The organism is Bradyrhizobium centrolobii, from assembly GCF_001641635.1.
GTDB classification, from domain to species: domain Bacteria; phylum Pseudomonadota; class Alphaproteobacteria; order Rhizobiales; family Xanthobacteraceae; genus Bradyrhizobium; species Bradyrhizobium centrolobii.
Genome location: NZ_LUUB01000035.1, coordinates 1 through 24,191 on the forward strand (window position 1 = coordinate 1; position 24,191 = coordinate 24,191).

At 64.9% G+C, this 24,191-nt stretch carries 22 protein-coding genes; 14 read left to right on the top strand and 8 right to left on the bottom strand.

Annotation, left to right across the window (positions count from 1 at the left end):
- Positions 1 to 477: 477 nt before the first annotated feature.
- A complete protein-coding gene (locus AYJ54_RS07585) occupies positions 478 to 693 on the bottom strand; it encodes a hypothetical protein (RefSeq protein ID WP_063698000.1) in 216 nt (71 codons plus the stop codon).
- A 14-nt stretch (positions 694 to 707) separates the two neighbouring features.
- Positions 708 to 1,724 (bottom strand): 2-dehydropantoate 2-reductase, encoded by a 1,017-nt coding sequence (locus AYJ54_RS07590; protein ID WP_063698002.1) that lies wholly within the window; start codon positions 1,722 to 1,724, stop codon positions 708 to 710.
- A gap of 160 nt (positions 1,725 to 1,884) precedes the next feature.
- Here AYJ54_RS07590 and AYJ54_RS07595 point away from each other — a divergent pair, with 160 nt between their 5' ends.
- Together AYJ54_RS07595 and AYJ54_RS07600 are read left to right on the top strand one after the other, a co-directional pair.
- Positions 1,885 to 2,484 carry a YidB family protein gene (locus AYJ54_RS07595; protein WP_063698004.1) on the top strand — a complete coding sequence of 200 codons (600 nt, stop codon included), beginning with the start codon at positions 1,885 to 1,887 and terminating at the stop codon, positions 2,482 to 2,484.
- Positions 2,485 to 2,602: 118 nt separating this feature from the next.
- Complete coding sequence (locus AYJ54_RS07600) at positions 2,603 to 2,875, top strand: GlsB/YeaQ/YmgE family stress response membrane protein (protein ID WP_063698006.1); 273 nt, start codon at positions 2,603 to 2,605, stop codon at positions 2,873 to 2,875.
- A 223-nt stretch (positions 2,876 to 3,098) separates the two neighbouring features.
- On the opposite strand, the gene AYJ54_RS07605 is transcribed toward AYJ54_RS07600, so the two are convergent.
- Positions 3,099 to 3,884: an SDR family NAD(P)-dependent oxidoreductase gene (locus AYJ54_RS07605; RefSeq protein WP_063698008.1), complete on the bottom strand. Its 786-nt coding sequence runs from the start codon at positions 3,882 to 3,884 to the stop codon at positions 3,099 to 3,101.
- A 252-nt stretch (positions 3,885 to 4,136) separates the two neighbouring features.
- Between AYJ54_RS07605 and AYJ54_RS07610 the strand changes: the two genes are divergently transcribed.
- The 3 genes from AYJ54_RS07610 (at position 4,137) to AYJ54_RS07620 (ending at position 7,391) form a co-directional block, all read left to right on the top strand.
- The gene (locus AYJ54_RS07610) at positions 4,137 to 5,201 is read left to right on the top strand and encodes an acyl-CoA dehydrogenase family protein (RefSeq protein ID WP_063698010.1); all 1,065 of its coding nucleotides are present in this window, start codon (positions 4,137 to 4,139) and stop codon (positions 5,199 to 5,201) included.
- A 16-nt stretch (positions 5,202 to 5,217) separates the two neighbouring features.
- Positions 5,218 to 6,378 carry an acyl-CoA dehydrogenase family protein gene (locus AYJ54_RS07615; protein WP_063698011.1) on the top strand — a complete coding sequence of 387 codons (1,161 nt, stop codon included), beginning with the start codon at positions 5,218 to 5,220 and terminating at the stop codon, positions 6,376 to 6,378.
- Positions 6,379 to 6,572: 194 nt separating this feature from the next.
- Complete coding sequence (locus AYJ54_RS07620) at positions 6,573 to 7,391, top strand: enoyl-CoA hydratase/isomerase family protein (RefSeq protein WP_063698012.1); 819 nt, start codon at positions 6,573 to 6,575, stop codon at positions 7,389 to 7,391.
- 197 nt (positions 7,392 to 7,588) lie between these two features.
- Here the strand turns inward: AYJ54_RS07620 and AYJ54_RS07625 are convergent, their stop codons facing one another.
- The 4 genes from AYJ54_RS07625 to AYJ54_RS07640 form a co-directional block, all read right to left on the bottom strand.
- Positions 7,589 to 9,703, bottom strand: coding sequence for an acetate--CoA ligase family protein (locus AYJ54_RS07625; protein ID WP_063698014.1), 2,115 nt, complete (start codon positions 9,701 to 9,703; stop codon positions 7,589 to 7,591).
- Between the two features lie 205 nt (positions 9,704 to 9,908).
- On the bottom strand, positions 9,909 to 10,670 hold the full coding sequence (locus tag AYJ54_RS07630; RefSeq protein WP_063698016.1) for a VOC family protein: 762 nt from the start codon (positions 10,668 to 10,670) through the stop codon (positions 9,909 to 9,911).
- A gap of 2 nt (positions 10,671 to 10,672) precedes the next feature.
- Positions 10,673 to 11,464, bottom strand: coding sequence for an enoyl-CoA hydratase (locus AYJ54_RS07635; protein ID WP_063698018.1), 792 nt, complete (start codon positions 11,462 to 11,464; stop codon positions 10,673 to 10,675).
- Between the two features lie 188 nt (positions 11,465 to 11,652).
- Positions 11,653 to 12,858, bottom strand: a complete 1,206-nt coding sequence (locus AYJ54_RS07640) for an ABC transporter substrate-binding protein (RefSeq protein WP_063698020.1) — start codon at positions 12,856 to 12,858, stop codon at positions 11,653 to 11,655.
- Between the two features lie 374 nt (positions 12,859 to 13,232).
- Between AYJ54_RS07640 and AYJ54_RS07645 the strand changes: the two genes are divergently transcribed.
- Both AYJ54_RS07645 and AYJ54_RS07650 read left to right on the top strand, forming a co-directional pair.
- The gene (locus tag AYJ54_RS07645; RefSeq protein WP_063698097.1) at positions 13,233 to 14,009 is read left to right on the top strand and encodes a thermonuclease family protein; all 777 of its coding nucleotides are present in this window, start codon (positions 13,233 to 13,235) and stop codon (positions 14,007 to 14,009) included.
- 131 nt (positions 14,010 to 14,140) lie between these two features.
- Positions 14,141 to 15,532, top strand: a complete 1,392-nt coding sequence (locus AYJ54_RS07650) for a M48 family metalloprotease (protein ID WP_063698022.1) — start codon at positions 14,141 to 14,143, stop codon at positions 15,530 to 15,532.
- A gap of 192 nt (positions 15,533 to 15,724) precedes the next feature.
- Here AYJ54_RS07650 and AYJ54_RS07655 read toward each other — a convergent pair whose 3' ends face one another.
- Complete coding sequence (locus AYJ54_RS07655; protein WP_063698023.1) at positions 15,725 to 17,053, bottom strand: MFS transporter; 1,329 nt, start codon at positions 17,051 to 17,053, stop codon at positions 15,725 to 15,727.
- Between the two features lie 179 nt (positions 17,054 to 17,232).
- Between AYJ54_RS07655 and cyoA the strand changes: the two genes are divergently transcribed.
- The 7 genes from cyoA to AYJ54_RS07690 are packed head-to-tail and all read left to right on the top strand — an operon-like array spanning position 17,233 to position 24,136.
- Positions 17,233 to 18,393, top strand: a complete 1,161-nt coding sequence (gene cyoA / locus AYJ54_RS07660) for a ubiquinol oxidase subunit II (RefSeq protein ID WP_063698025.1) — start codon at positions 17,233 to 17,235, stop codon at positions 18,391 to 18,393.
- Between the two features lie 11 nt (positions 18,394 to 18,404).
- Positions 18,405 to 20,405 (top strand): cytochrome o ubiquinol oxidase subunit I, encoded by a 2,001-nt coding sequence (gene cyoB / locus AYJ54_RS07665; RefSeq protein WP_063698027.1) that lies wholly within the window; start codon positions 18,405 to 18,407, stop codon positions 20,403 to 20,405.
- Positions 20,402 to 21,031 carry a cytochrome o ubiquinol oxidase subunit III gene (cyoC, locus tag AYJ54_RS07670; protein ID WP_063698029.1) on the top strand — a complete coding sequence of 210 codons (630 nt, stop codon included), beginning with the start codon at positions 20,402 to 20,404 and terminating at the stop codon, positions 21,029 to 21,031. The genes cyoB and cyoC overlap by 4 nt, the downstream gene beginning before the upstream one ends.
- A complete protein-coding gene (gene cyoD / locus AYJ54_RS07675) occupies positions 21,028 to 21,405 on the top strand; it encodes a cytochrome o ubiquinol oxidase subunit IV (RefSeq protein ID WP_063698031.1) in 378 nt (125 codons plus the stop codon). The genes cyoC and cyoD overlap by 4 nt, the downstream gene beginning before the upstream one ends.
- Positions 21,402 to 22,250 carry an SURF1 family protein gene (locus AYJ54_RS07680; protein ID WP_063698032.1) on the top strand — a complete coding sequence of 283 codons (849 nt, stop codon included), beginning with the start codon at positions 21,402 to 21,404 and terminating at the stop codon, positions 22,248 to 22,250. Before cyoD ends, AYJ54_RS07680 begins: the two co-directional genes overlap by 4 nt.
- Positions 22,222 to 23,613 carry an ATP-binding protein gene (locus AYJ54_RS07685; RefSeq protein ID WP_063698034.1) on the top strand — a complete coding sequence of 464 codons (1,392 nt, stop codon included), beginning with the start codon at positions 22,222 to 22,224 and terminating at the stop codon, positions 23,611 to 23,613. Before AYJ54_RS07680 ends, AYJ54_RS07685 begins: the two co-directional genes overlap by 29 nt.
- Positions 23,603 to 24,136, top strand: coding sequence for a response regulator transcription factor (locus AYJ54_RS07690; RefSeq protein ID WP_063698036.1), 534 nt, complete (start codon positions 23,603 to 23,605; stop codon positions 24,134 to 24,136). The genes AYJ54_RS07685 and AYJ54_RS07690 overlap by 11 nt, the downstream gene beginning before the upstream one ends.
- Positions 24,137 to 24,191: the final 55 nt, after the last annotated feature.

Genomic DNA, 24,191 nt, shown 5'->3' on the forward strand with positions numbered 1-24,191 from the left:
ACAAGATGGCCCGTATCGCCTGGAAGCTGATGACGACGGGAGAGCAATATGACAACGCGCGGCTCGATGCCCAAATGGCAACCGCCGCGTAGTTGAGGGATTCGGCCGACCGGCGGGGGYTMGCCCACCGGCCGAACCGGAGCTGCAAGAGCAGAGGAGATGGTGCGATCGATCGACCCGAGATGCGAGCAAATCCGTGGGACCCATCGGCCGAACGAGGTCGCGTGGTTGATTGGAACTCGCGTCGCGGAAACCCTCTTGGCCAGCGGCCCAACACGCCGCACCAACAGGCCGGACATATGGACGCAAGCGATCCGATCAAACCTCACAAAGCTCTTGTGCCACGGGGGCCGTCCACATATGGGTCCCGGATCGGCGCTTCGCTTGTCCGGGACGACAGCGGAGGATGTGGCACCAGCCTACTTCTTTCGATGCAGGGTGGGACAGCCGGCCAGACAACTCCCACGCAAGGCCGCCTCAGTTCGTTCGCTTCTTCTTCCCGCGCTTATGCATGGCCGTCGGCGGGTTCACAAGCGCCGGTGCCGTAGACGCACCGCTCAGCGCCGACCGGTTCTCCTGCAGTCGCGCATCATAGCCGGGCGATACCGTGACGGTCGGCGGCCGGGCCTGAGCAAACGTGGATGCGCCGCAGAGCGCGGCCAGCGCGAGTCCGATCGTCAAACAATTTTTCATCGCGCGCCTCCCTTTCATCCGGCCGGGCCACCGCCACGGATCTGCTGCGGCGTCAGCCTCGGCGGGCCCTTGCCCGCGCTTTCTGCCTCCCTGATCAGCGCAACAATGCGGCGCGACAGCGGCACGTCGACGCCGTTCCGCTCGGCGAGCGCGATGATCGCGCCCTGGAGATAGTCGATCTCGGTCTTGCGTCCCAGCTTCAAATCCTGCCACATCGAGGAGCGTGCCTCGGGATCGATCTTCATGGTTCGTCCCAGGATCGCGTTGAAGACCGTATCCGGCAGCCGCAGCAAGGTTGGCGTCCAGCGCGGCGGGATCGGCGTTGCCGACACCGGCGTGATGCCGGCGGCCTTCATCGCAGCGAGCCCCTCCGCCATCTGGTCGGCAAACAGCCGCCGCCATTCGCGGCTTGCCAATTGCGCGGCAAGCGGCATGTCGGACAGCGCGCTGAGCGCGTTGTTCAGGTTGATGATCAGCTTGCCCCATTGCACGCCGGTGATGTCGCGGCTCGCGCGCATGGTGAGCCCCGGCACCGACAGCACCGCTGCCGTATTCGCCTCATCCGCTTCGACATGGATGTCGCCGGAGGTCGAGCGGTGAAAGCGCCCCTCGCCCATCGCGATCACGTTGAACGGCACCATGCCGGCGAGTACGCACCGGCCGCCCAGGCGGTCGCGCAAGGCCGCGACATTGCCGACGCCGTTCTGCAACGAGACGATCACGGCATCCTGCGGCGCATGCTGTGCGATCTGATCGGCGACATCAGCCGTGTCCGCGCTCTTCACCGTGACCAGCACGGTGCCGGCGCTATGGAAGATCGAAGGGTCCTCGGAGAGCGCAAGCTGGCCGGCGCCCAGTTTCTTCTCGGACCCGTCGAAATCGGTCAGCAGCAAGCCGAAGCGCTCGATTTCGGTCTTCACCCGCGGCCGCACCAGGAGCGCGACGCGGCGGCCGCCGACAGCAAGCATGCCGCCGACAAAACAGCCGATGGCACCCGCGCCGGCCACTACGATCGGTCGATCCGTAACCACGCAATTCTCCCCGATGGACTGCCGCCTCGATAGCAGAGGCCGGGCCGGCTGCCCATCGCGGGTTGCGCTGCGTCTGCCTTGTAACCGTCATGAGAGCCCCATATGTTTTCGACCCGGGGGCTTGTCAGCGGCGAGCGATCGCCAAAGGGAGGAGAACGCCATGGGTCTACTCGACGTCCTCAACGGCATGCAGAACGGCCCGCGCGGCCCGAGCACGCCAAGCTCACAGGAATCCTCCGGCGGCGGCATGTCGCCGATGACGATGGCGATCCTCGGCCTGCTCGCCTGGAAGGCGTTCAAGCATTTGACGGCAGGTCAACCTGATGCGGCGCCACAGCAGCGATCACCATTGCCGCCTCCGACGCCTGCGAATGCGGGCGGTGGAGTTCTTCCCGGCGGGCCCAGTGATAGCGGCGGTCTTAGCGATTTGCTCAAGGGCGGCCTCGGCGGCCTGCTCGCGGGTGGCGCCGCCGGAACGGTGCTGAGCGGCGGGCTCGGTGACCTCCTCAACCAGCTCCAGCAGGGCGGCCACGGCGAGACCGCGAATTCCTGGGTCGGCAAGGGCCAGAACAAGCCGATCGCACCCGGCGATCTCGCCAACGCGCTCGGCGCCGACCAGATCCAGAGCCTGTCCGCCCAGAGCGGCCTGTCGCGTGACGAGCTGCTCTCCGGCCTCAGCCAGTATCTACCGCAGGTGGTCGACCACCTGACGCCGGACGGCCGGCTGCCGACCGAGAACGAGCTCTCGGACAGAATTTAATCGAAGTCTGAAGGTTGGTTTGAGCATGATCTTTTCGGAGAACCGCTGCACACTTTGCGCTAACGCGGCCCTTCCGGTCCGGATCATGCTCTAGGCGTTCAGGAAGGGGAGCACTGTCATGAGTTTGGGCGGCCTGTTGTGGATCATCGTCGTCGGCTTCGTCGCGGGCCTCATCGCGCGCTGGCTCGCGCCGGGACCGAACAACCCGAGCGGCTTCATCCTCACCACCATCCTCGGCATCGCCGGCGCGTTCCTCGCGACCTTCGTCGGCCAGGCCATCGGTCATTACAGCCCCGACCAGGGCGCCGGCTTCATCATGGCCACCATCGGAGCGGTGGTGGTGCTGTTCATCTGGCACCGCCTGGTGGCGAGCGGCGTGATCAAGGGGTAGCGACTGTCATTCCGGGTCGCGCGAAGCGCGAACCCCAATGCGCAATTGCGCATTGGGAATCTCGCCCCGCAACTTCGATCGTCGTCCCGGACAAGCGAAGCGAAGCGGAGCGCAGATCCGGGACCCATATGTGGACGGCCCCCGTGCGCAATTGCGCACTCGGCCGGGACGACGGCTGTGTTTGCCGCGCCAGAGGAACGTTACCTGACGTGGCCACGCAGTCTCACGTAATCAAATGCAGCCCGGCATCCATCCGCACGATCTCGCCGGTCATGTTGCTCGATGCCGGCGTCGCCAGGAAGCAGACGAGCTGCGCGATATCCTCCGCGCTTGACGCGACCTTGAGCGGCACCTTCGCCACCACGCTGTCGCGCACCTGTTTGGCGTCTTCCTCGCCGCGCCCCTTGGTGAACCAGGGCGTATCGATATAGCCGGGACACACCGTGTTGACGCGGATCAAGGGTGCGAGCGCGCGCGCCAGCGACAGCGTGATGGTGTTGAGCGCGCCCTTGCTGGCGGCGTACGCAATCGACGAGCCGACGCCGCTGATGCCGGCGACGGAGGACACGTTCACCACCGCCGAGGGACGCCCCGAGGCCTTGGCGCCGGCCTCGAGCAGGCTGCGCGCGGCACGCACCATCTGAAAGGGGCCGATGGTGTTGACGCCGAACAGCCGCTGGAAATCCTCCGAGGCGAGCCCGTCGAGATTGCCATGGGCGACATGCTTGGTGGTGCCGGCATTGTTGATAAGCACATCGAGCCGGCCCCAGCCCGCGGCTGCCGCAACGATCTTCCGGCAATCCTCATCGCGCGAGACATCTCCTTGCGCGATCACGACCTCCGCGGCCCCGGCCTTGCGGCAAGCCTCGGCAGTCGCCTCGGCTTCCTTCTGGCTCGAGGAATAGTTGATGACGAGCCGCGCGCCGCCGCGCGCGAGAATTTCAGCGGTCGCCGCACCCAGGCCGGATGCGGACCCCGTCACGATTGCGCACAAGCTGTCCTTTGCCATCCGGATTTCCTTCCCCTGTGTTGAATGCAAGCTCTTTGGATGTAGTTGGCCCTGTTTAGCGAGTTTGCCGCGCCCTGCAAATCGAGCAAACTCCGCTAAGCGGAATTAGCGCATCGCCCATGTCGCCGCCGCAGATGGACCTGCGATCAACGCTTGTCACGGCCATGGCTTTTTCCGATCATCGGGCGCAAGAAGAGACCCGCGCGCCTGCCCACCGGGCCGGCGCGCCAATGGCAAAGCACGGGGAACGCTGTGGCGGAGAGTGACAATATCGTCGTCGAGACCGCGGAGAAAATCTTCGCCGATCTCGCCGATCCGCAAACCATCAACAATGACAAGAAAGACGCATGGCAGGCACCGCTGTGGCAGGCGCTGACCGAGGCCGGTCTGCCGCTGTCATGGGTGCCCGATGACCTCGGCGGCTCCGGCGCGAGCCTTGCCGACGGCTTCGCGCTTCTTAATGCCGCCGGGCGCTTTGCGGTCGCGGTTCCCCTGGCCGAGACCATGCTCGCGGGCTGGCTGCTGGCGCAGGCGAAGATCGCCTCCCCCGACGGCGAGATGACAGTCGTGCCGGCAAGCCCGAAAGATCGCATCACGCTGAACGCCGACGGTTCGCTCTCCGGCCGCGCCCGCGGCATTCCCTTTGCGAAAGCGGCGAAGCACTTTGCGGTGCTGGCGCACGGCACTGGCGGCGTCTCGATCGCGCTGGTCGACGCGGCCAAGGCGCGGATCGAAGCTGGCCTCAATGTCGGCTACGACCACAGCGACACCGTGACGCTCGACAACGTCCAGCCCGTCACCCTCAAGCCCGCGCCGAAGGGATTCGACCAGACCACTATGATGCTGATGGGCGGCGTCGCGCGCAGCCTTCAGATTGCCGGTGCGCTGGAATCCATGCTCGACATCTCCGTGCGCTATTCCAACGAGCGCGTCGCCTTCGAGAAGAAGATCTCGAAGTTCCAGGCGGTGCAGCACAATCTCGCGCGCCTGGCCGGCGAATCCGCCGCGGCACTTGCGGCCGCGACTTCCGCGGCCGACGCGATCGCGAATGCAAAATCCTTCGACGACGAAGTCTACCTCGAAGCCGCCTCGGCAAAAATCCGCTGCGCGGAAGCCGCGGAGAAAGGCGGCGGCATCGCGCATCAGGTGCACGGCGCGATCGGCTTCACCATGGAGCACATTCTGCACCGCTATTCGCTACGGGCGCTGGCCTGGCGCGACGACTTCGGTTCGGAGAGCCACTGGGCCGTCGAGCTCGGCAAGCTGGTTGCCAATCGCGGCGCCGATGAATTGTGGCCGCTCGTGGCTTCGCGCTGACCAGGGGACGAGACCTATGACCGCTGCCCTTCGTTTCGATCCGATCCGCCTGCCGCCCGAATGCGAGCAACTGCGCAAGGAAGTGCGCGCCTTCCTCGCCGAGGAAATTGCGGCCGGCACCTTCGATCCGCACAAGCCCAACCGCGAAGACACCGATGCGCCGGAATTCTCCCGCCGGGTCGGCGCCAAGGGGTGGTTAGGGATGACCTGGCCGAAGAAATATGGCGGCCAGGAGCGCTCCTTCCTCGAGCGCTATGTGGTGACCGAGGAGATGCGCGTGGCCAACGCGCCGACGCGGCGCTTCTTCGTCGCCGACCGCCAGAGCGGGCCGGTGCTTTTGAAATACGCGCCCGAGCACATCAAGATGGAGATCCTGCCGCGCATCTGCCGCGGCGAGATCTGCTTTGCGATCGGCATGAGCGAACCGAATTCCGGCTCCGACCTGTTCGCCGCGAAGACCCGCGCGACCAAGACCGATGGCGGCTATCTCATCAACGGCACCAAGATCTGGACGTCGTCGGCCCACATCGCCGACTACATGATCGCGATCTTCCGCACATCGCCGCCGACCAAGGAAAACCGCCGTCACGGCCTGACGCAATTTTTGGTCAAAATGAAGCAGCCGGGCATCAAGGTGAACCCGATCGGCCAGATCACCGGCCAATACGAGTTCAACGAGGTCGTCTTCACCGATTACTTCATCCCCGACGACTACGTGCTCGGCGAGGTCGACGGCGCCTGGAAGCAGGCCACGAGCGAGCTTGCCTATGAGCGCAGCGGCCCTGAGCGTTTCCTGGAGACCTATTACGTGCTGACCGAGCTCGTGCGCGCGGTCGGCCCCAATCCGGACACGCGCAGCGCCGAAGGCATTGGCCGGCTGGTCGCCCAGCTCCACACCATGCGGCGGATGTCAGTCTCGGTCGCCGGCATGCTCCAGGCCGGCAAGGAGCCCGTGGTCGAAGCCTCCATCGTCAAGGACATCGGCACGGTCTGGGAGCAGCAGCTTCCGCATCGCGTGCGCGATCTCGCGGCCTTCGTCGAGGAGACCGCGACCAACCGCGAGACGTTGGAGCGGCAGCTCGACTTCGCCATCAAGACCGCGCCGAAACTCACCATCCAGGGAGGCACCACCGAAGTGCTGCGCGGCATCATCGCCCGCGGCCTTGGTTTGCGCTAGATGAGATCGAAACCCTGGCCGCGCGCTCCGTTCACCTCTCCCTATGGGAGAGGTCGGCGCGTAGCGCCGGGTGAGGGGTTACGGTCCCTCGAAAGAGCACAGCCCCTCACCCGATTTGCTGGCGCAAATCGACCTCTCCCTATGGGAGAGGTGGTTCTTCGCTACGGACCTATTCAATTGCTTGGAGACAACGCATGAGTACTTACAAGGACATCGGCGTCGAGAAGGTCGGGCATGTCGGCACCATCGAGATCCGCCGCCCGCCGCTGAACTTCTTCGACATCTCGCTGATCAACCAGATCGCGGATGCGCTCGACGAGTTCGACCGTGACATCGAGATCCGTGCCTCCGTGTTGTCGGCGCAGGGCAAGGCGTTCTGCGCCGGCGCCAATTTCAACGACCCGGCGCGGCAGGAGCAGGAGGCACGCGCCGCCGAGAAAACTGCGAAGGGCGACCCGGCCGACAGCCTCGGCCCGATCAACCATCTCTACATCCAGGCCGTGCGAATCTTCCGCGCCAAGAAGCCGATCGTCGCCGCCGTGCAGGGCGCGGCCATCGGCGGCGGGCTCGGGCTCGCGGTGTCCGCGGATTTTCGCGTCACCTGCCCCGAAGCGCGCTTCTCTGCGAACTTCACCAAGCTTGGCTTCCATCCCGGCTTCGGCCTGACGGTGACGCTGCCCGAGCTGATCGGCAAGAACAACGCGGAACTGATGTTCTACACCAGCCGCCGCGTCACCGGCGAAGAGGCCTACAAATGGGGCCTCGCCAACGAGCTGGTGCCGCAGGACCAGGTGAAATCGGCCGCAATGAAGCTCGCCGGCGAAATCGCCGAGTGCTCCCCGCTCGGCCTGGTCTCCACCCGCGCCACGATGCGCGCAGGCCTCGCCGACCGCGTCATGGCCGCGACCAACCACGAGCTCGCCGAGCAGACGAGGCTGCGCGCCACGGAAGATTTCAAGGAAGGCGTGAAGGCGACCGAAGAGCGCCGCGCGGCGAACTTTAGGGGGCGGTGATTGCGGCGGCTTCGTCGCATCATTCTGGCGCTCCCACAACTTCCCTGTCGTCCCGGCGAAGGCCGGGACCAATAACCCCAGGGAGAAGTTGTGGCGCGAAGCTGGTAACTCCGAGTCTTCATCAAACTGCTCCCTGGGGTTATGGGTCCCGGATCTGCGCTTCGCTTGTCCGGGACGACAGCGGTGTCTGTGGCCAGCTAATTCCGCCCCACCACCAGCGCATCGACGATCGTTACGCCCTGTCCCTCGGCGTGCACCAGCACCGGGTTGAGCTCGATCTCCGCGATCTCGCCGGCATGCCGCGCCGCAAGCACCGAGATGTCGGCAATCAATTGCGCCAGCGCCGCGACATCGGCCTTTGCCGCCCCGCGAAAACCGTTCAGCAGCGGCGCGGCCTTCAGGCCCGCCAGCATCGCGCCCGCCTCCTCCACGCTCACCGACGCAGGGCGATAGACGACGTCGCGGAACAGCTCCGTGGTGATGCCGCCGAGCCCCACCATCACCATCGGACCGAACGTCTTGTCCGTCATCGTGCCGACGATGATCTCGACGCCCTTCTTCGCCATGGGCCCGACCAGCACGCCCTGGATATCGGCCTCCGGCCGATGCTTGCGCGCATTGTTCAGGAGCGATTCGAACGCCAGAAAAACCTCGCCCTTCGTGGTGATGTTGACCCGCACACCACCGATTTCGCTCTTGTGCGCGATGTCCGGCGACTGGACCTTCATCACCAGCGGGAAACCGGCGCGCGCGATCGCCTCGTCGAGCCCGCCCCTGTCCTTCACCAGCACTTCGTCGGGCAGCGCGATGCCGGCGGTGCGGAGCAGCGCCTTGCTATCGGCCTCGGACAGAACCGGTGACGTCAGGTAGGCGGAGAGATCGCGCGCCGGCAGCCGCGTCTCATCCACAGGCTTCGGCAGCTTGAAGCTGGCATAGTCGACGAGCTGCCGCATCGTGACGCCGACATGGGTGAGGCCGGAGAGCACGACCGCGCCGGATTTGGCAAGCTCGCGCCGCGCGAAGTCTGACGGCAACGTGTAGGAATAGAACACCACCGGCTTGTGCTGCGCTGATAGCAACGGCTTCAGCTCGGGCTCGCTAAACGGCATCCGCACCTCGCTCGACAGCGACAGCACGACCAGGATCGCGTCGACCTCGTCTGAGGCCGTGAGCAGATCGACGCTCTTCTGAAGCCCGCCCGAGGTCACGCCCTGCGCGGTGACGTCGATCGGGTTGCGCGCGGTGCCGTAGGACGGCATCAGCGTCCTGATCCCCGCCTGGATGGACTCGGAGAGCTCCGGCACCTGCAGGCCGCGCAACGCCACGGCGTCCGCGCCCCAGATGCCGGCACCGCCGGAGACGGTGACGACCGCGACGCGATCGCCTCTCGGCAGCGGATTGCTTGCAAGCACCGCCGCGATCGTCAGCGCCTCGTCGAGATCATTGGAGACGATGAAGCCATATTTCGCGAACACCGCATCATAGGCCGCGGACCAGCCGGCCATGCTGGCAGTGTGCGAGGCGGCCGCTCGCTCACCGGCGCCGGAGCGGCCGACCTTGGTGACGATGACAGGCTTCTTCACCTCCGCGGCACGCCGCGCGGCCGCAATGAATTTCTCGACGTCGCGGATCCCCTCGATGAACAGCAGGATCACGTCGGTCGAGGCGTCCTGCACCATGTAGTCGAGGAATTCGCCGGCGCCGAGATCGGATTCGTTGCCGGCGCTGACGACATAGCTCACGGCGACGCCGAGCGCCTTGGCGCGGTTATAATAGGCAAAGCCGATGCCGCCGCTCTGCGCGACGATGCCGATCCGCTTTTGCGTGGCAACGAGCGGAACGACACCAGGCTTGACGTCAACCGCCGGACTGAAGGTCGCCGCGACCCGCTGCACCTGGCTGAAAAAGCCTTCGGCATTCGGACCGGAAATCCGCATGCCGGTGCGCCTTGCCAGCGCCGCGATCGCGTCCTGCATCGCCGCGCTGTCGCCGCCCTCCTCCGCAAAACCGGAGGAGATGATGACGGCGTTCTTCACACCGGCGGCGGCGCATTGCTCGAGCGCGGCGAGCACGGTGCGCGCGGGAATGATGATGACGGCGAGATCGATCGGCGCACCGACGTCGGCGATCGATTTGTAGCAGGCGAGCCCGTCGATCTCGGCATAGTTCGGATTCACCGGATAGATCTTTCCGGGATACGCGTTCTTGCGCAGCATCGCGAGCAGCCGTCCCGGAATCTTCTCATGATCGCGCGAGGCCCCGATCAGCGCGATGCTTGCGGGCGCGAAGAAGCTGTCGAGCGGATGCGGCATGTGGGGTGTTTCCTTCTTGCTTATCGTGTGCCGTCCAGCTCTCTCTCGCCCCGTCATCCTGAGGTGCGAGGCCTACGGTGCACCTGCACCGTGGGTCGAGCCTCGAAGGATGAATCGTCGCCCTTCGAGGCCTCCGCTACGCTCCGGCACCTCCAGCAACAACGGCTTCGCCGTTGCGCTAAGGTGACGGATAACAATCAAGGGATCAACTGACGCGGAACGTCACCCCGCCCAGCAAGAACTCATTGCCCGCCACCGCCAGCCCCTTCGTCTTGGCAACATGAAGCACGCTTGCGATGTCGGCGACACGGAATTCCAGCGCGCTCATGATCTCGCTTGCGCCCTTCATGAAACGGAAGGTGGCGTTGGGCAGCTTCAGTTCAGCTGTGCCGCCATCCGCCTGGCTCGGCGCTACCCCGATGATCTTCCCCCAATGCTCCGCCAGCCCTTGCGGATCCGGGCTCTGCATCTCCACGCCCGTCAACGCCTGCGTTACGTCCTTGCGGATGAACTTTTGCCAGTCCGGCCCCGCCGGCGGATACGGCCCCAGGATGTCGTCGCTGCCTTTGGTGTGGTTGAACTCGATGAACGCGGCGCGGCAGTCGCGCGGGTGAAGCTGCACCCCGTGGTAGGGCGCGTGGTCGATCACGTTCACGGTGCGCACGCCCATTGCGTTAGCGTTCTTGCCGCGCTCGTCAGGATCGTTGCAGCAGAAGATCGCCATGTAGCCGCCGCGGCCGCTGGTCTTCTCGATGAAGCGGCCGGCCGCGGTGCCGTCCCTGAACGGCGCCACCACCTCGAGCAGGATCGTGTCGACCGGAAGCAGCGCGTTCTCCAGGCCGTATTTTGCGACATTGCCATCGCGATGGCAGACGGCGAGGCCCATGATCCTGGCAATATCCGCGATCACGGGCTCAAGCTGCGGCGCGACCAGGCAGATCTGCCGCAACCGCATATAGGCGGACATCGTCACGCGCCCTTGAACGTGGGCTTGCGCTTCTCGACGAAGGCCTTCGCGGCCTCCTTGTGGTCCTCGGTGTCGCCGCAGCGGGTGTGGTGGATCGCCTCGCCGTCGAAGCAATCCTCCAGCGCCAGATGTTCGGCATTGTTGATGTTGCGCTTGATGTAACCGAGCGCGATCGAAGGTCCCTGCGCCAGCGACAAGGCGAGCTCGTGCGCGGCGGCATCGATCTCGGCGTCCGGCACGACTCTGGTCACCATGCCGATGGCATGCGCTTCCTTCGCGCTGAGCACCGGCGACATCAGATAGAGCTCGCGCGCCCGCGCGCTGCCGAGGAGCTGGGTCAGGAAATAGGTGCCGCCATAATCGCCAGAGAAGCCGACCTTGGCGAAGGCCGTCGTGATCTTGCAGGACTCGGACGCAACGCGCAGATCGCAGGACAGCGCCATCGAAAGACCTGCGCCGGCCGCAGCACCATCGAGCTGCGCCACCACGGGCTTGGGCATCTGGTGCAGGATGCGCGAGACCTCCATGCCACGGCGCAGGTTTGCAAGCTTGGTCTCGAACGGCAGCGGCGCGCGCCCCTCCGCCATCGACTTGACGTCGCCGCCGACACAGAAGCTGCCGCCGGCGCCCTTGAACAGCACCGCGCGCACCTCGGGATCATCAGCCGCGCGCCGCGCGGCTTCGACCAAGCCGCGTACCATGTCCGGATTAAGCGCATTCTTGCGCTCCGGGCGGTTCATGGTGATGGTGAGCAGCCCGCCTTCGAGCTTTTGCAGGACCATGTCGTTGCTCATGGGTGTTTGCCCCTTTTCTGTAGTCCACTCTCTCACATCGTCATTCCGGGGCGCGCCGCTTGGCGCGAACCCGGAATCCATTTCTCAACAGTCACTGCGGCCCGATGGATCCCGGGCTCGCGACTTCGTCGCGCCCCGGGATGACGACCTGTTGTTGGGCTCGCTTGTCGCCACGACGGCTCACGCCGTCACTTCTTCACCAGCGGGCAGCGCGACTGCTCCAGCGACTGGAACGCCTCGTTGCCGGGCACGGTGGCGAGCAGCTTGTAGTCGTCCCAGCGGCCCTTCGATTCCGACGGCTTCTTCACCTCGAACAGGTACATGTCGTGGGTCATGCGGCCGTCCTCCCGGATCTTGCCGTTCTTGGCAAAGAAGTCGTTGATTGGCGTCTCCTTCATCACCTTCATGACGGCCGCGGAGTCCGTCGTGCCGGCCGCCTTCACCGCCTTCAGATAATGCGTGACCGAAGAATAAACGCCGGCCTGCGCCGAAGTCGGCGGGCGCTTCATGCGCTCGGCGAAGCGCTTCGAAAAGGCGCGCGTGTCGTCGTTGAGGTCCCAGTAGAACGCCTCGGCAAGCAACAGACCCTGCGCGGTCTCGAGCCCGATCGAGTCGATGTCGGTAACGAAGGCGAGCAGCGGCGAGAGTTTCTGGCCGCCCTTCATGATGCCGAACTCGGCCGACTGCTTGATGGCGTTGACGGTGTCGCCGCCGGCGTTCGCCAGACCAATCACCTTCGCCTTGGAGGCCTGCGCCTGGAGCAGGAAGGAGGAGAAGTCAGACGTATTCAAGGGGTGACGGACATTGCCCAGCACCTTGCCGCCAGTCTTTACCACGACATTGCTGGTGTCCTTCTCCAGATCCTGGCCGAAGGCATAATCGGCGGTCAGGAAGAACCAGGTGTCGAGGCCCGATTTCACGGCGGCAAGTCCGGTCACATTGGCCTGGGCGAACGTGTCGAACACGTAGTGCACGGTGTAGGGGCCGCAGGCCTCGTTGGTGAGGCGGATCGAGCCGGGACCGTTGAAGATGATGATCTTGTTGCGCGCCTTCGCGATCTCGCCGGCGGCAAGCGCGGTCGCGGAGGCCGCGACGTCGTAGATCATCTCGACGCCCTGGTTGTCGAGTATGTCGCGGGCGATGTTGGCGGCAAGGTCGGCCTTGTTGAGATGGTCGGCCGCCAGCACCTGGATCTTGCGGCCCAGCACCTCGCCGCCGAAATCCTCGACCGCCATCTTGGCCGCGGTCTCGCTGCCGGGACCGGTGATGTCGGCGTAGAGGCTCGACATGTCGAGGATGCCGCCGATCTTGAGTGGTGGCTTGTCCTGGGCCTGCGCGGCGCTCGCGCCCAGCGCAAACGCGGCGGCAAAAATGCCGGACAAAATTCTCTTCATCAAAATTCTCCCTCGATCGCCTTACTCTGCCGGCGGCTTGGTTATTGCTCTTGGTTATAGGTATTGCCACAATCATGCCGCATGCGCGAGAGCGCAGCAAGCAGAAGCGCCACGCGGGGCCACGCAAGGTTTTCCGCAAAACGGAATGGCGTTTTGGCCCCACGGTCTCCACATCGTCATTGTGAGCGAAGCGAAGCAATCCAGAGTCTTTCCGCGGTGGGATTCTGGATTGCTTCGCTGCGCTCGCAATGACGAGAATGTGGAAGCAACGGAGCGCGACAGAGGCAACCCCGCTGCGGCACCAAGCCGAATTGACTTCGTCGCCGGCCACGTTTGAGTTAAGAGAGTCATGCAATGCAACCTCTCCTGGCAACGTGAAGCGACCGCTCACTCTCATCGCCGCAGCAGCGCTCCTCATCGGATCGCACGACGCCGCGCTTGCGGCGGCCTGCCAGTTCGAAGCGCAGGGCGAAGGACGCGTCACTGCGATCACCGATGCGCGCAGCCTGCGTCTCGATGACGGCCGCGAGGTGCGTCTTGTCGGCATCGAGCCGACGGCAGCGACGAAGCAGGCCCTGACAACATTGCTCCTCGGCCGCGACGTCATGCTCCACGGCAGCGACGACACGCCGGATCGTTACGGGCGGCAATCGGCATTCGTCTTCATCCGGGACAGCGAGACGCCGGCGCAGGCTGTCCTGCTCGCTCAAGGTGATGCGATCGTCTCGGCCGAGATCGCCGACAAGGACTGCGCGGCCGCCCTGATGGCGGCTGAGGCGGAGGCGCGGCGCCAAAAAAAGGGCAACTGGGCTGACCTGTTGGCCATAAAAAACGCGGAAAGTCCGGACGATATTTTGGCCGGGATTGGGCGCTTCATGGTGGTCGAGGGCAAGGTCCTGTCGGTCCGGCAAGCCGGGGCAATGACTTACCTCAACTTCTCCCGGAACTGGACACGGGGCTTTGCCGTGACTATTTCAAGGCGCATCCTGCCGGCCTTTGAGGGCGCCGGGATCGTCCTTAAGTCTCTGGAAAATCGACGTATTCGAGTCCGGGGCTGGGTTGATGGGAATGCGGGACCGCGGATCGACGTGCGTCTCAGGGGGCAGATTGAGTTGCTAGGCGCAAGCGAGCCGACTGGGGTAAGGCCATAAGGGCCAGGCACGGGTTAAGCGACGTGAATGGGGTGCTAGAACGGCACGGAAAATGTGAAGGCCGCCGCCTTCGGGCTGCGCCGGCAACGCTGTGCCTTTTGCTAGGCACAACGCTCGCCGGCTGCGGCGACATGGGCCGGTTCCAGACCGCTGCGACGACACCGACCGTCGTGCTGCCCAAGCCTAAGCCGGCCGTCGCGCAGACGCCGGCCACCGAGAAGGAACACGAGCGCATCCTGGCGAGCTATGGCGGCACCTACGACGATCCGCGGCTCGAATCACTGGTCACCAAGACCGTCGAGCGGCTGGTCGCGGCCTCCGACCGTCCGGACCAGGGCTACAAGGTCACCATCCTCAATTCCGGCGCGGTGAACGCCTTCGCGCTGCCGAACGGGCAGCTTTACGTCACGCGCGGATTGCTGGCGCTTGCGAGCGACACCTCGGAATTGTCCTCCGTGCTCAGCCACGAGATGGCGCATGTGCTGTCGAAGCACGCCGCGATGCGCGAGGACCAGGCCCGCCAGGCCGCGATCGTCACCCGCGTCGTCACCGACATGAGCACCGATCCCGAGCTCACCGCGCTCGCACTCGCCAAGACCAAGCTGACCATGGCGAGCTTCTCGCGCAACCAGGAGTTCGAGGCCGACGGCATCGGCGTCGGCATTTCCGCGCGCGCGCATTTCGATCCCTATGGCGCCGCGCGCTTCCTCTCGGCGATGGAGCGCAATGCCGAGCTCAAGGCCGCCAAGAATTCGCTCGACCCGCGCGCGCAGGATTTCACCTCGTCGCATCCGGCGACCCCGGAGCGCGTGCAGAACGCGCAGACGATCGCGCGCCAATACGGCGCGCCGGAAGGCGGCGAACGCGACCGCGAGAGCTATCTCGCCGCGATCGACAACCTCGTCTATGGCGAGGATCCCAGCGAGGGCTTTGTCCGCGGCCGCAGATTCCTGCATCCAAAGCTCGGCTTCACCTTCCAGGCGCCGGACAACTTTACGCTCGACAACACCGCGCAGGCCGTCATCGGCGTGCGCGAGGGCGGGTCGCAGGCGATGCGCTTCGACGTGGTACGGGTGCCGGCCGAGCAGTCGCTCGGCGATTATCTCAATTCGGGCTGGATGGAAGGCGTCGAGAAGGCCTCGACCGAGGATATCACCATCAACGGCTTCCCGGCTGCGTCCGCCACCGCCAAGGGCGACCAGTGGCAGTTCAAGGTCTATGCGCTGCGCTTCGGCAGCGACGTCTACCGCTTCATCTTCGCCACAAGGCAGAAGTCCACCGAGAGCGAGCGCAATGCGCGCGAGACGGTCAATTCATTCCGTCGCCTGACGCTCGACGAAATCCAGGCCGCGCGGCCCCTGCGCATCAAGGTGATCACTGTGCAGCCCGGCGACACCGTGGAATCGCTCTCCCACCGCATGGCCGGCGTCGATCACCCGACCGAGCGCTTCCGCGTGCTCAACGGCCTCGACGCGCATGCGCAGGTCAAGGTGCGCGACCGCGTGAAGATTGTCGTCGACTGATTTCCGCTGTCGTCCCGGACAAGCGCAGCGAAGCGGAGCGCTGATCCGGGACCCAACCACAAGGAGTGGTTATAGTGCAAGCTGGCGACCACAGAGTCTTCGCCAAACTGCGTCCTGTGGCTATGGGTCCCGGACCTGCGCTTGCGCTTGTCCGGGACGACGGATTCATTTTGGGCGGCGGTTCGAGCCCGCTCAGCTTCCCGCATCCATGTCCCCCGCCTCGCGCTGGCCGCTGAGCCAGAGCGCGACGAGGGTCCAGAGCGCGCCCGAGAGCAGATAGGCACCGGAGGCGATGACGCCGAGATTGGTGGCGAGCAGGAGCGCCGCGAGCGGAGCGAAGCCGGCGCCGAACAGCCAGGCCATGTCGGAGGTGAGCGCCGAGGCCGTGTAGCGATACATCTGCTTGAAGTTCGAGGCGATCGCGCCCGAGGACTGGCCGAAGGACAGGCCGAGCAGGATGAAGCCGATCACCATGTAGATGGTCTCGCCGAACGCGCCGGCGTCGAGCAGCTGCGGCGCAAAACCGCTATAGACCGCGATCGCGATCGCTGATCCCATCAAGAGCGACTTGCGGCCGACCCGGTCGGCGATGATGCCCGAGGCGACGATCGCGGCGACCCCGAACACGGCGGCGACGATCTCGATGATCAGGAAGCGCACCGGGCTTTCGCGGGTGAACAGGAACACCCAGGACAGCGGAAACACCGTGACCATGTGGAACAGCGCGAAGCTCGCCAGCGGCGCGAACGCGCCGAGCATGATGTTGTGGCCTTCGCGCGCGACGGTGTCGGAGATGCGCGAGGGCTGCAAGTCGCGGGTCTCGAACAGCGATGCATATTCCTCGGTCGACACCATGCGCAGACGAGCGAACAGCGCCACGACGTTGATGGCGAAGGCAACGAAGAACGGATAGCGCCAGCCCCAGTCGAAGAAATCGTCTGCCGACAGATTGCCGGCGAAATAGGCGAACAGGGCGCTCGCCACGATCAGCCCGAGCGGGGCACCGAGCTGCGGCACCATCGCGTACCAGCCGCGCTTCGACGGCGGCGCGTTCAACGCGAGCAGCGAAGCAAGACCGTCCCAGGCACCGCCCCATGCCAGACCCTGGGCGCCGCGCGCCATCGCCAGGAGCCAGATCGCGGCGGCACCGATCTCGTGATAGCCGGGCAGAAACGCGATTGCGACCGTGGCGGTGCCGAGCAGGAACAGCGCGGTGACCAGTTTGGCCGTCTTGCCGTACTGCCGGTCGATCGTCATGAAGATGACGGTGCCGAGCGGCCGCGCCATGAAGGCGAGCGCGAAGATCGCGAAGGAATAAAGGGTACCGGTCAGCTCGCTCGCGAACGGGAAGACCAGGCGCGGAAACACGATCACCGAGGCGATCGCATAGACGAAGAAGTCGAAGAATTCCGAGGTGCGGCCGATGATGACGCCGATGGCGATCTCGCCGGGACTGGCCTGGTCGTGGCCATGCTCACCCGAGTGGAGGTCTGCCATTGCGGGGGTCTGTGCCGTCGCCATCGTGCGCCCTTAACGTCCTGAAAACCAAAGCCAACCACCCGGCGGGCGCCGGGCAATCTGGCCCTCTCTGACCCAACATTCCGCACTGCAACATTGGACAAATTGTCCAATGTCCGGATTGTTGCGCCGCAGCTACCCGTTGGCCCCGCAAGGGAAACTCATTCTAGAAGGCTCGGCCCGTGTCTCGTCTCAAGATCCTGGCGCTACTACCTTTGGCGGTTGCGCTCAGTGGCTGCAACTACATCGTGCTGGCGCCAGCCGGCGATATCGCTGCCCAGCAGCGCGACCTCGTCATTATTTCCACCGTCCTGATGCTCCTGATCGTCGTGCCCGTGATGGCGCTGACGGTGCTGTTCGCCTGGCGCTACCGCCAGTCCAACAAGGTGGCCCGCTACGAGCCGGATTGGGATCACTCGACCAAGCTCGAGCTGGTGATCTGGTCGGCGCCGCTGCTGATCATCGTCTGCCTGGGCGCGCTGACCTGGATGGGGACGCATCTGCTCGATCCCTATCGCACGCTCGGCCGCATCAACGCGGAGCGCGGCGTCGACCAGGCCAAGGCCCCGCTCGAGGTCGACGTCGTCGCGCTCGACTGGAAATGGCTCTTCATCTATCCGGACTACGGCGTCGCCACCGTCAACGAATTGGCCGCGCCGGTCGATCGCCCGATCAATTTCCGCATCACCGCCTCCTCGGTGATGAACTCGTTCTACATCCCCGCGCTCGCCGGCCAGATCTATGCGATGCCCGGCATGGAGACCAAGCTGCACGCGGTGGTGAACCACGCCGGCACGTATAAGGGCTTTTCGGCGAACTACAGCGGTGCCGGCTTCTCCGGCATGCACTTCGCCTTCCACGGCCTCGACGACAAGGGCTTTGACGCGTGGATCGCCGGTGCCAAGTCGGCCGGCGGCTCGCTCGGTCGCGCCGAATATCTCCAGCTCGAGAAGCCGAGCCAGAACGAGCCGGTGCGCCGCTACGGCAACATCGATTCCGATCTCTATCGCCTGATCCTCAACATGTGCGTCGAGACCGGCAAGATGTGCCAGAGCGAGATGATGGCAATCGATGCCAAGGGTGGCCTCGGCCATGAAGGCCTGAACAACACCCTGCCGCTCGCCTACGACAAATACGTCCGCCGCGGCACCGCGCTCGGCGGCGAGCCGACCTTCGTGTCCGGCACCTGCACGCCCGATGCGCCGCAGGGCCAGACCACGGCGTCGATCAAGGCTCCCGCTGACGCCACGCCGCTGCTCGGCGCCGGTCTGAAGCGCCCGAGCTTCACGCCGCTCAAGTCTTCCTCCTTCTTCCTCGGACAACGTCCGAAGTCAGACTCCTAAAGAGAGCTCGCATGTCTCCTGATCTCATCAAGCTCATCTTCGGCCGGCTCAGCATCGAATCGCTGCCGCTGCACGAGCCGATCGTCGTCGGCACCTTCGTGGTGGTCGCGCTCGGCGGCATCACGCTGCTCGGCGGTCTCACCTACTTCCGCGTCTGGGGCTATCTCTGGCGCGAGTGGTTCACCACCGTCGACCACAAGCGCATCGGCATCATGTACATGATCCTCGGCATCGTGATGCTGCTGCGCGGCTTCGCCGACGCGCTGATGATGCGCGGCCAGCAGATGCTCGCGTTCAACGGCTCGGAGGGCTACCTCAACGCCCATCACTACGACCAGGTCTTCACCGCCCATGGCGTGATCATGATCTTCTTCGTGGCGATGCCGCTGGTCACCGGCCTGATGAACTACGTCGTGCCGCTCCAGATCGGCGCGCGCGACGTGTCGTTTCCGTTCCTGAACAATTTCAGCTTCTGGATGACGGTCGGCGGCGCGGTGCTGGTGATGGCCTCGCTGTTCATCGGCGAATTCGCCCGCACCGGCTGGCTCGCTTATCCGCCGCTATCGAACATCGGCTACAGTCCTGACGTCGGCGTCGACTATTACATATGGGCGCTTCAGGTCGCCGGCGTCGGAACGACATTATCCGGCATCAACCTGATCTGTACCATCGTCAAGCTTCGGGCCCCGGGCATGACCATGATGCGGATGCCCGTCTTCACCTGGACCTCGCTCTGCACCAACGTGCTGATCGTCGCCTCCTTCCCCGTTCTGACCGTCGTGCTCGCGCTGCTCTCGCTCGACCGCTACGTCGGCACCAACTTCTTCACGAACGATTTCGGCGGCAGCCCGATGATGTACGTGAACCTGATCTGGATCTGGGGCCATCCCGAGGTCTACATCCTGGTTCTTCCCGCCTTCGGCATCTTCTCGGAAGTCACCTCGACCTTCTCGGGCAAGCGGCTGTTCGGCTACACCTCGATGGTCTACGCCACGGTGGTCATCACCATCCTGTCGTACCTGGTCTGGCTGCACCACTTCTTCACCATGGGGTCGGGCGCCAGCGTCAACTCCTTCTTCGGCATCACCACGATGATCATCTCGATCCCGACGGGCGCGAAGATGTTCAACTGGCTGTTCACGATGTATCGCGGCCGCATCCGCTTCGAGCTGCCGATGATGTGGACGATCGCCTTCATGCTGACCTTCGTGATCGGCGGCATGACCGGCGTGCTGCTCGCGGTGCCGCCGGCCGACTTCGTCCTGCACAACAGCCTGTTCCTGATCGCGCACTTCCACAACGTGATCATCGGCGGCGTGGTGTTCGGCGCCTTCGCCGGCATCACCTACTGGTTCCCGAAGGCGTTCGGCTTCAAGCTCGATCCGTTCTGGGGCAAAATGTCGTTCTGGTTCTGGGTCACCGGCTTCTACCTCGCGTTCATGCCGCTCTATGTGCTCGGCCTGATGGGCGTGACCCGCCGCCTGCGCGTGTTCGACGACCCGTCCCTGCAGATCTGGTTCGTCATCGCCGCGATCGGTGCCGGCCTCGTCTTCCTCGGCATCCTGTCGATGCTGATGCAGTTCGCCGTCAGCTTCCTCAAGCGCGAACAGCTCAAGGACGTCACCGGCGATCCCTGGGATGCGCGTACGCTGGAATGGGCGACCTCCTCGCCCCCGCCGGCCTACAACTTCGCCTTCACGCCCGTCGTTCACGACAACGACGCGTGGTGGGACATGAAGAAGCGCGGCTACCAGCGTCCGCTCACCGGGTTCAAGCCGATCCACATGCCGAGCAACACCGGCACCGGCATCATCCTCGCCGGCTTTGCCACCGCGATGGGGTTCGGCCTGATCTGGTACATCTGGTGGCTGGCCGCTGCGAGCTTCATCGCGATGCTCGCCGTCGGGATCGGCCACACCTTCAACTATCACCGCGACTTCAACATCCCGGCCGATGAGGTCGTTCGGACCGAGGACGCGCGGACCCAACTGCTCGCCGGAGCCAAGTCATGACGATTGCTGTCAAACCCACCCAAACGGGCGAGCCGCTGTTCTACCTCGCCGACGAGCACCCGCATCCGGAGGGATACAGCACCTCGCTCGGCTTCTGGATCTATCTGATGAGCGACTGTCTCATCTTTGCGATCCTGTTTGCCACCTTCGGCGTGCTCGGCGGCAACTACGCCGCCGGCCCGGCACCAAAGGACCTGTTCGATCTGTCGCTGGTCGCAGTGAACACCTCGATGCTGCTGCTGTCGTCGATCACCTACGGCTTTGCCATGCTGACGATGCAGCAGAACCGCATCGGCCAGACGCAGATGTGGCTGGCGATCACCGGCCTGTTCGGCGCCGCCTTCATCGGCATCGAGCTCACGGAGTTCGCCCACATGATCCATGAAGGCGCTACCCCACAGCGCAGCGCCTTCCTCTCCGCCTTCTTCACGCTGGTCGGCACCCACGGCCTGCACGTCACCTGCGGCCTGATCTGGCTGGTGACCCTGATGGTGCAAGTCTGGAAGTTCGGCCTGATCGAGGCCAACCGCCGTCGCCTGATGTGCCTGTCGATGTTCTGGCACTTCCTCGACGTGGTCTGGATCGGCGTCTTCACCTTCGTCTATCTCCTGGGAGTGCTGCGATGAACACCGACACCCACGCCACTGCTGCGGACCATCATCACCACGACGACCACGCGCACGGCACCCTTTCGACCTATCTGTTGGGCTTCGTGCTCTCGGTCGTGCTCACCGCGATTCCGTTCTGGCTGGTGATGAGCGGCGCGCTCCCGAGCAAGCAGATCACCGCGCTGGTCATCATGGCCTTCGCGGTGGTGCAGATCGTCGTGCACATGATCTACTTCCTGCACATGAACACGACGTCCGAGAACGGCTGGAGCATGATGGCGCTGATCTTCACCATCGTCATGGTCGTAATCGCGCTGTCCGGCTCGCTGTGGGTCATGAACCACCTCAACAGCAACATGATGCCGGTCCACGAAATGGGCGGGATGAAGTGAGCGAGACCGGGACCGCGAAACACGAGACCGACGGGACGCGCGGCAAGGCTGCGCGCCCTCGCCTGTGGCTCGCGGTCCTTTCGCTCGCTGCCTTCGCGCTCCTGATCGCGCTGGGCGTCTGGCAGATCGAACGTCGCGCCTGGAAGCTGGCGCTGATCGACCGCGTCGAGCAGCGCGTCCATGCCGCGGCCCAGCCGATCCCCTCGCCTGCCGCGTGGCCCACGGTCTCGGCCGCAAACGACGAATACGGACACGTCACGGTGACGGGCCGCTTCCTGCATGACCGCGAAACGCTGGTCCAGGCCGTCACCGAGGAAGGCGGCGGCTATTGGGTGCTCACGCCGCTTCAGCGCGATGATGGCACGCAGGTCCTGATCAACCGCGGCTTCGTGCCGGCCGAGCGGCGCGACGCATCGACGCGGCAGGACGGCAATCCGGAAGGCGCCGTCGAGATCACCGGCTTGTTACGGATGACGGAGCCGAAAGGCGGCTTCCTCCGCAACAACGACCCCGCCCACGACCGCTGGTACTCGCGGGACGTCGCTGCAATCTCGGCGGCACGCAGTCTCCACGATGTCGCGCCCTTCTTCATCGATGCCGACGCCGCGCCGCGCGCTGGCGGAGGTCCAATCGGCGGATTGACCGTGATCCGCTTTCCCAATAACCACCTGATTTACGCGCTGACGTGGTTTGCCCTGGCCTTCATGCTGGCGGGTAAATTTTTCGTCACATTCGGCGGCGGGCTGTTCCGCCGCAAGCGCTTCGTCCACGAACCGGCCGGCGGCCCAGATGCCTCCGCCCGCAGGACGGGATCAGATGCTGGAACGATCGTCGAGCCGACCTGATAACGGGAAGACACTTCCCAATGGCGAGCTGGCCGTCACGCTGCAATCGCCGGCGGACGCGCGCAGCGAGCTGATCGGCGCGTCGCCGACGGACGACGAGACCAACCGCAAGAACATGGCGCTCCTGATCCAGCTGCGCTGGACGGCGGTGGTCGGCCAGATCGTGACCATCGGCGGCGTGCACTTCTGGCTCGGCATTCCCTTGCCGCTGGTGCGGATGGGCGCGGTGATCGGCGCTCTTGTCCTGCTCAACGTCTCGAGCCTGGTCTGGGTGCGCCATCGCGCCGCGATCACCAACAATGAACTGCTGGTCGCGCTGATGCTTGATGTCGCCGCGCTGACCGCGCAGCTCTACCTCAGCGGCGGCGCTACCAATCCCTTCACCTCGCTGTTCCTGCTCCAGGTGACGTTGGGCGCGGTGCTGCTCGATGCCCGCTCGACCTGGTCGCTGGTCGCGCTGACCTGTGCGAGCTTCGTCTGGCTGACGATAGCCTACCGGCCGCTCGAGCTGCCGCCCAATCCGCTCAGCGAGACCTACACCCTCACCGTTACCGGCATGCTGCTGGGCTTCATCCTCAACGCCGTGCTGCTGGTCGTGTTCGTGACCCGCATCAACAGGAACCTGCGCCAGCGCGACGCCCATCTGGCCGCACTGCGCCAGCATGCCGCCGAGCAGGATCACATCGTCCGCATGGGCCTATTGGCCTCCGGCGCGGCGCATGAGCTCGGTACGCCGCTCGCCTCGCTCTCGGTCATCCTCAGCGACTGGCGCCGCATGCCGGATCTCGCCGCCGACCACGAGCTCGCCGAGGATCTCGCGGAGATGGAGACCTCGCTGCAGCGCTGCAAGACCATCGTGACGGGCATCCTGGTGTCGGCGGGCGAGGCCCGCGGCGAAGGATCGTCACCGACGACGGTGACGGCATTCCTCACCGACATGGTCGAGGAATGGCGCAACGCGCGCTCGGCGCGGACGCTCTATTTCGTCAACACGTTTGGCGAGGACGTAGCGATCGTCTCGGACGTAGCGCTGAAGCAGGTGATCTTCAACGTGCTCGACAACGCCTATGAGGTCTCGCGCGATTGGGTCGAGCTTCTGGCCGAACGCGAGGGCGACAAGCTGGTGCTCTCGATCAGCGACCGGGGCCCGGGCTTCCCAACCGAAATGCTGGCGCAGCTCGGCAAGCCCTACCAGTCGAGCAAGGGTCGCGCCGGCGGCGGGCTCGGCCTGTTCCTGGTGGTGAACGTCGTGCGCAAACTCGGAGGCGCGGTGACCGCCGAGAACCACAGGAAGCGCGGCGCCACCGTCCGCCTCACGCTGCCGCTCGCAACGCTGGCGATCGGAGGCGGCTTTGACGCCTGACCGCTCGCTCATCGTCGTCGAGGACGATGCGGGCTTTGCCCGCACGCTGAAACGTTCCTTCGAACGGCGCGGTTATGTGGTCGTGCTGGCCGCCTCGATCGAAGAGGTCCGGAAAGTTCTGGAGGAACGTTCCTTCGGCTACGCGGTGGTCGATCTCAAGCTCGGCGGCGCCTCGGGCCTCGCCTGCGTCGAGCTGTTGCACACCCACGATCCGGAGATGCTGATCGTGGTGCTGACCGGCTTTGCCAGCATCGCCACCGCCGTCGAAGCCATCAAGCTCGGCGCCTGCCACTACCTGGCAAAACCTTCCAACACCGACGACATCGAGGCCGCCTTCCACAAGGCCGAAGGCAACGCCGAAGTCGCGCTCGATACGCGGCCAACCTCGATCAAGACCCTCGAATGGGAGCGCATCCACCAGACGCTGATCGAGACGGATTTCAACATCTCGGAAGCGGCGCGGCGATTGGGAATGCACCGGCGCACGCTGGCAAGGAAGCTAGAGAAGCGGCCGGTGAAGTAACCCTCGTCGCCCCGGGGCGTGCGAAGTGCGACCGAGTTTGTTACGCGGCGTTCGC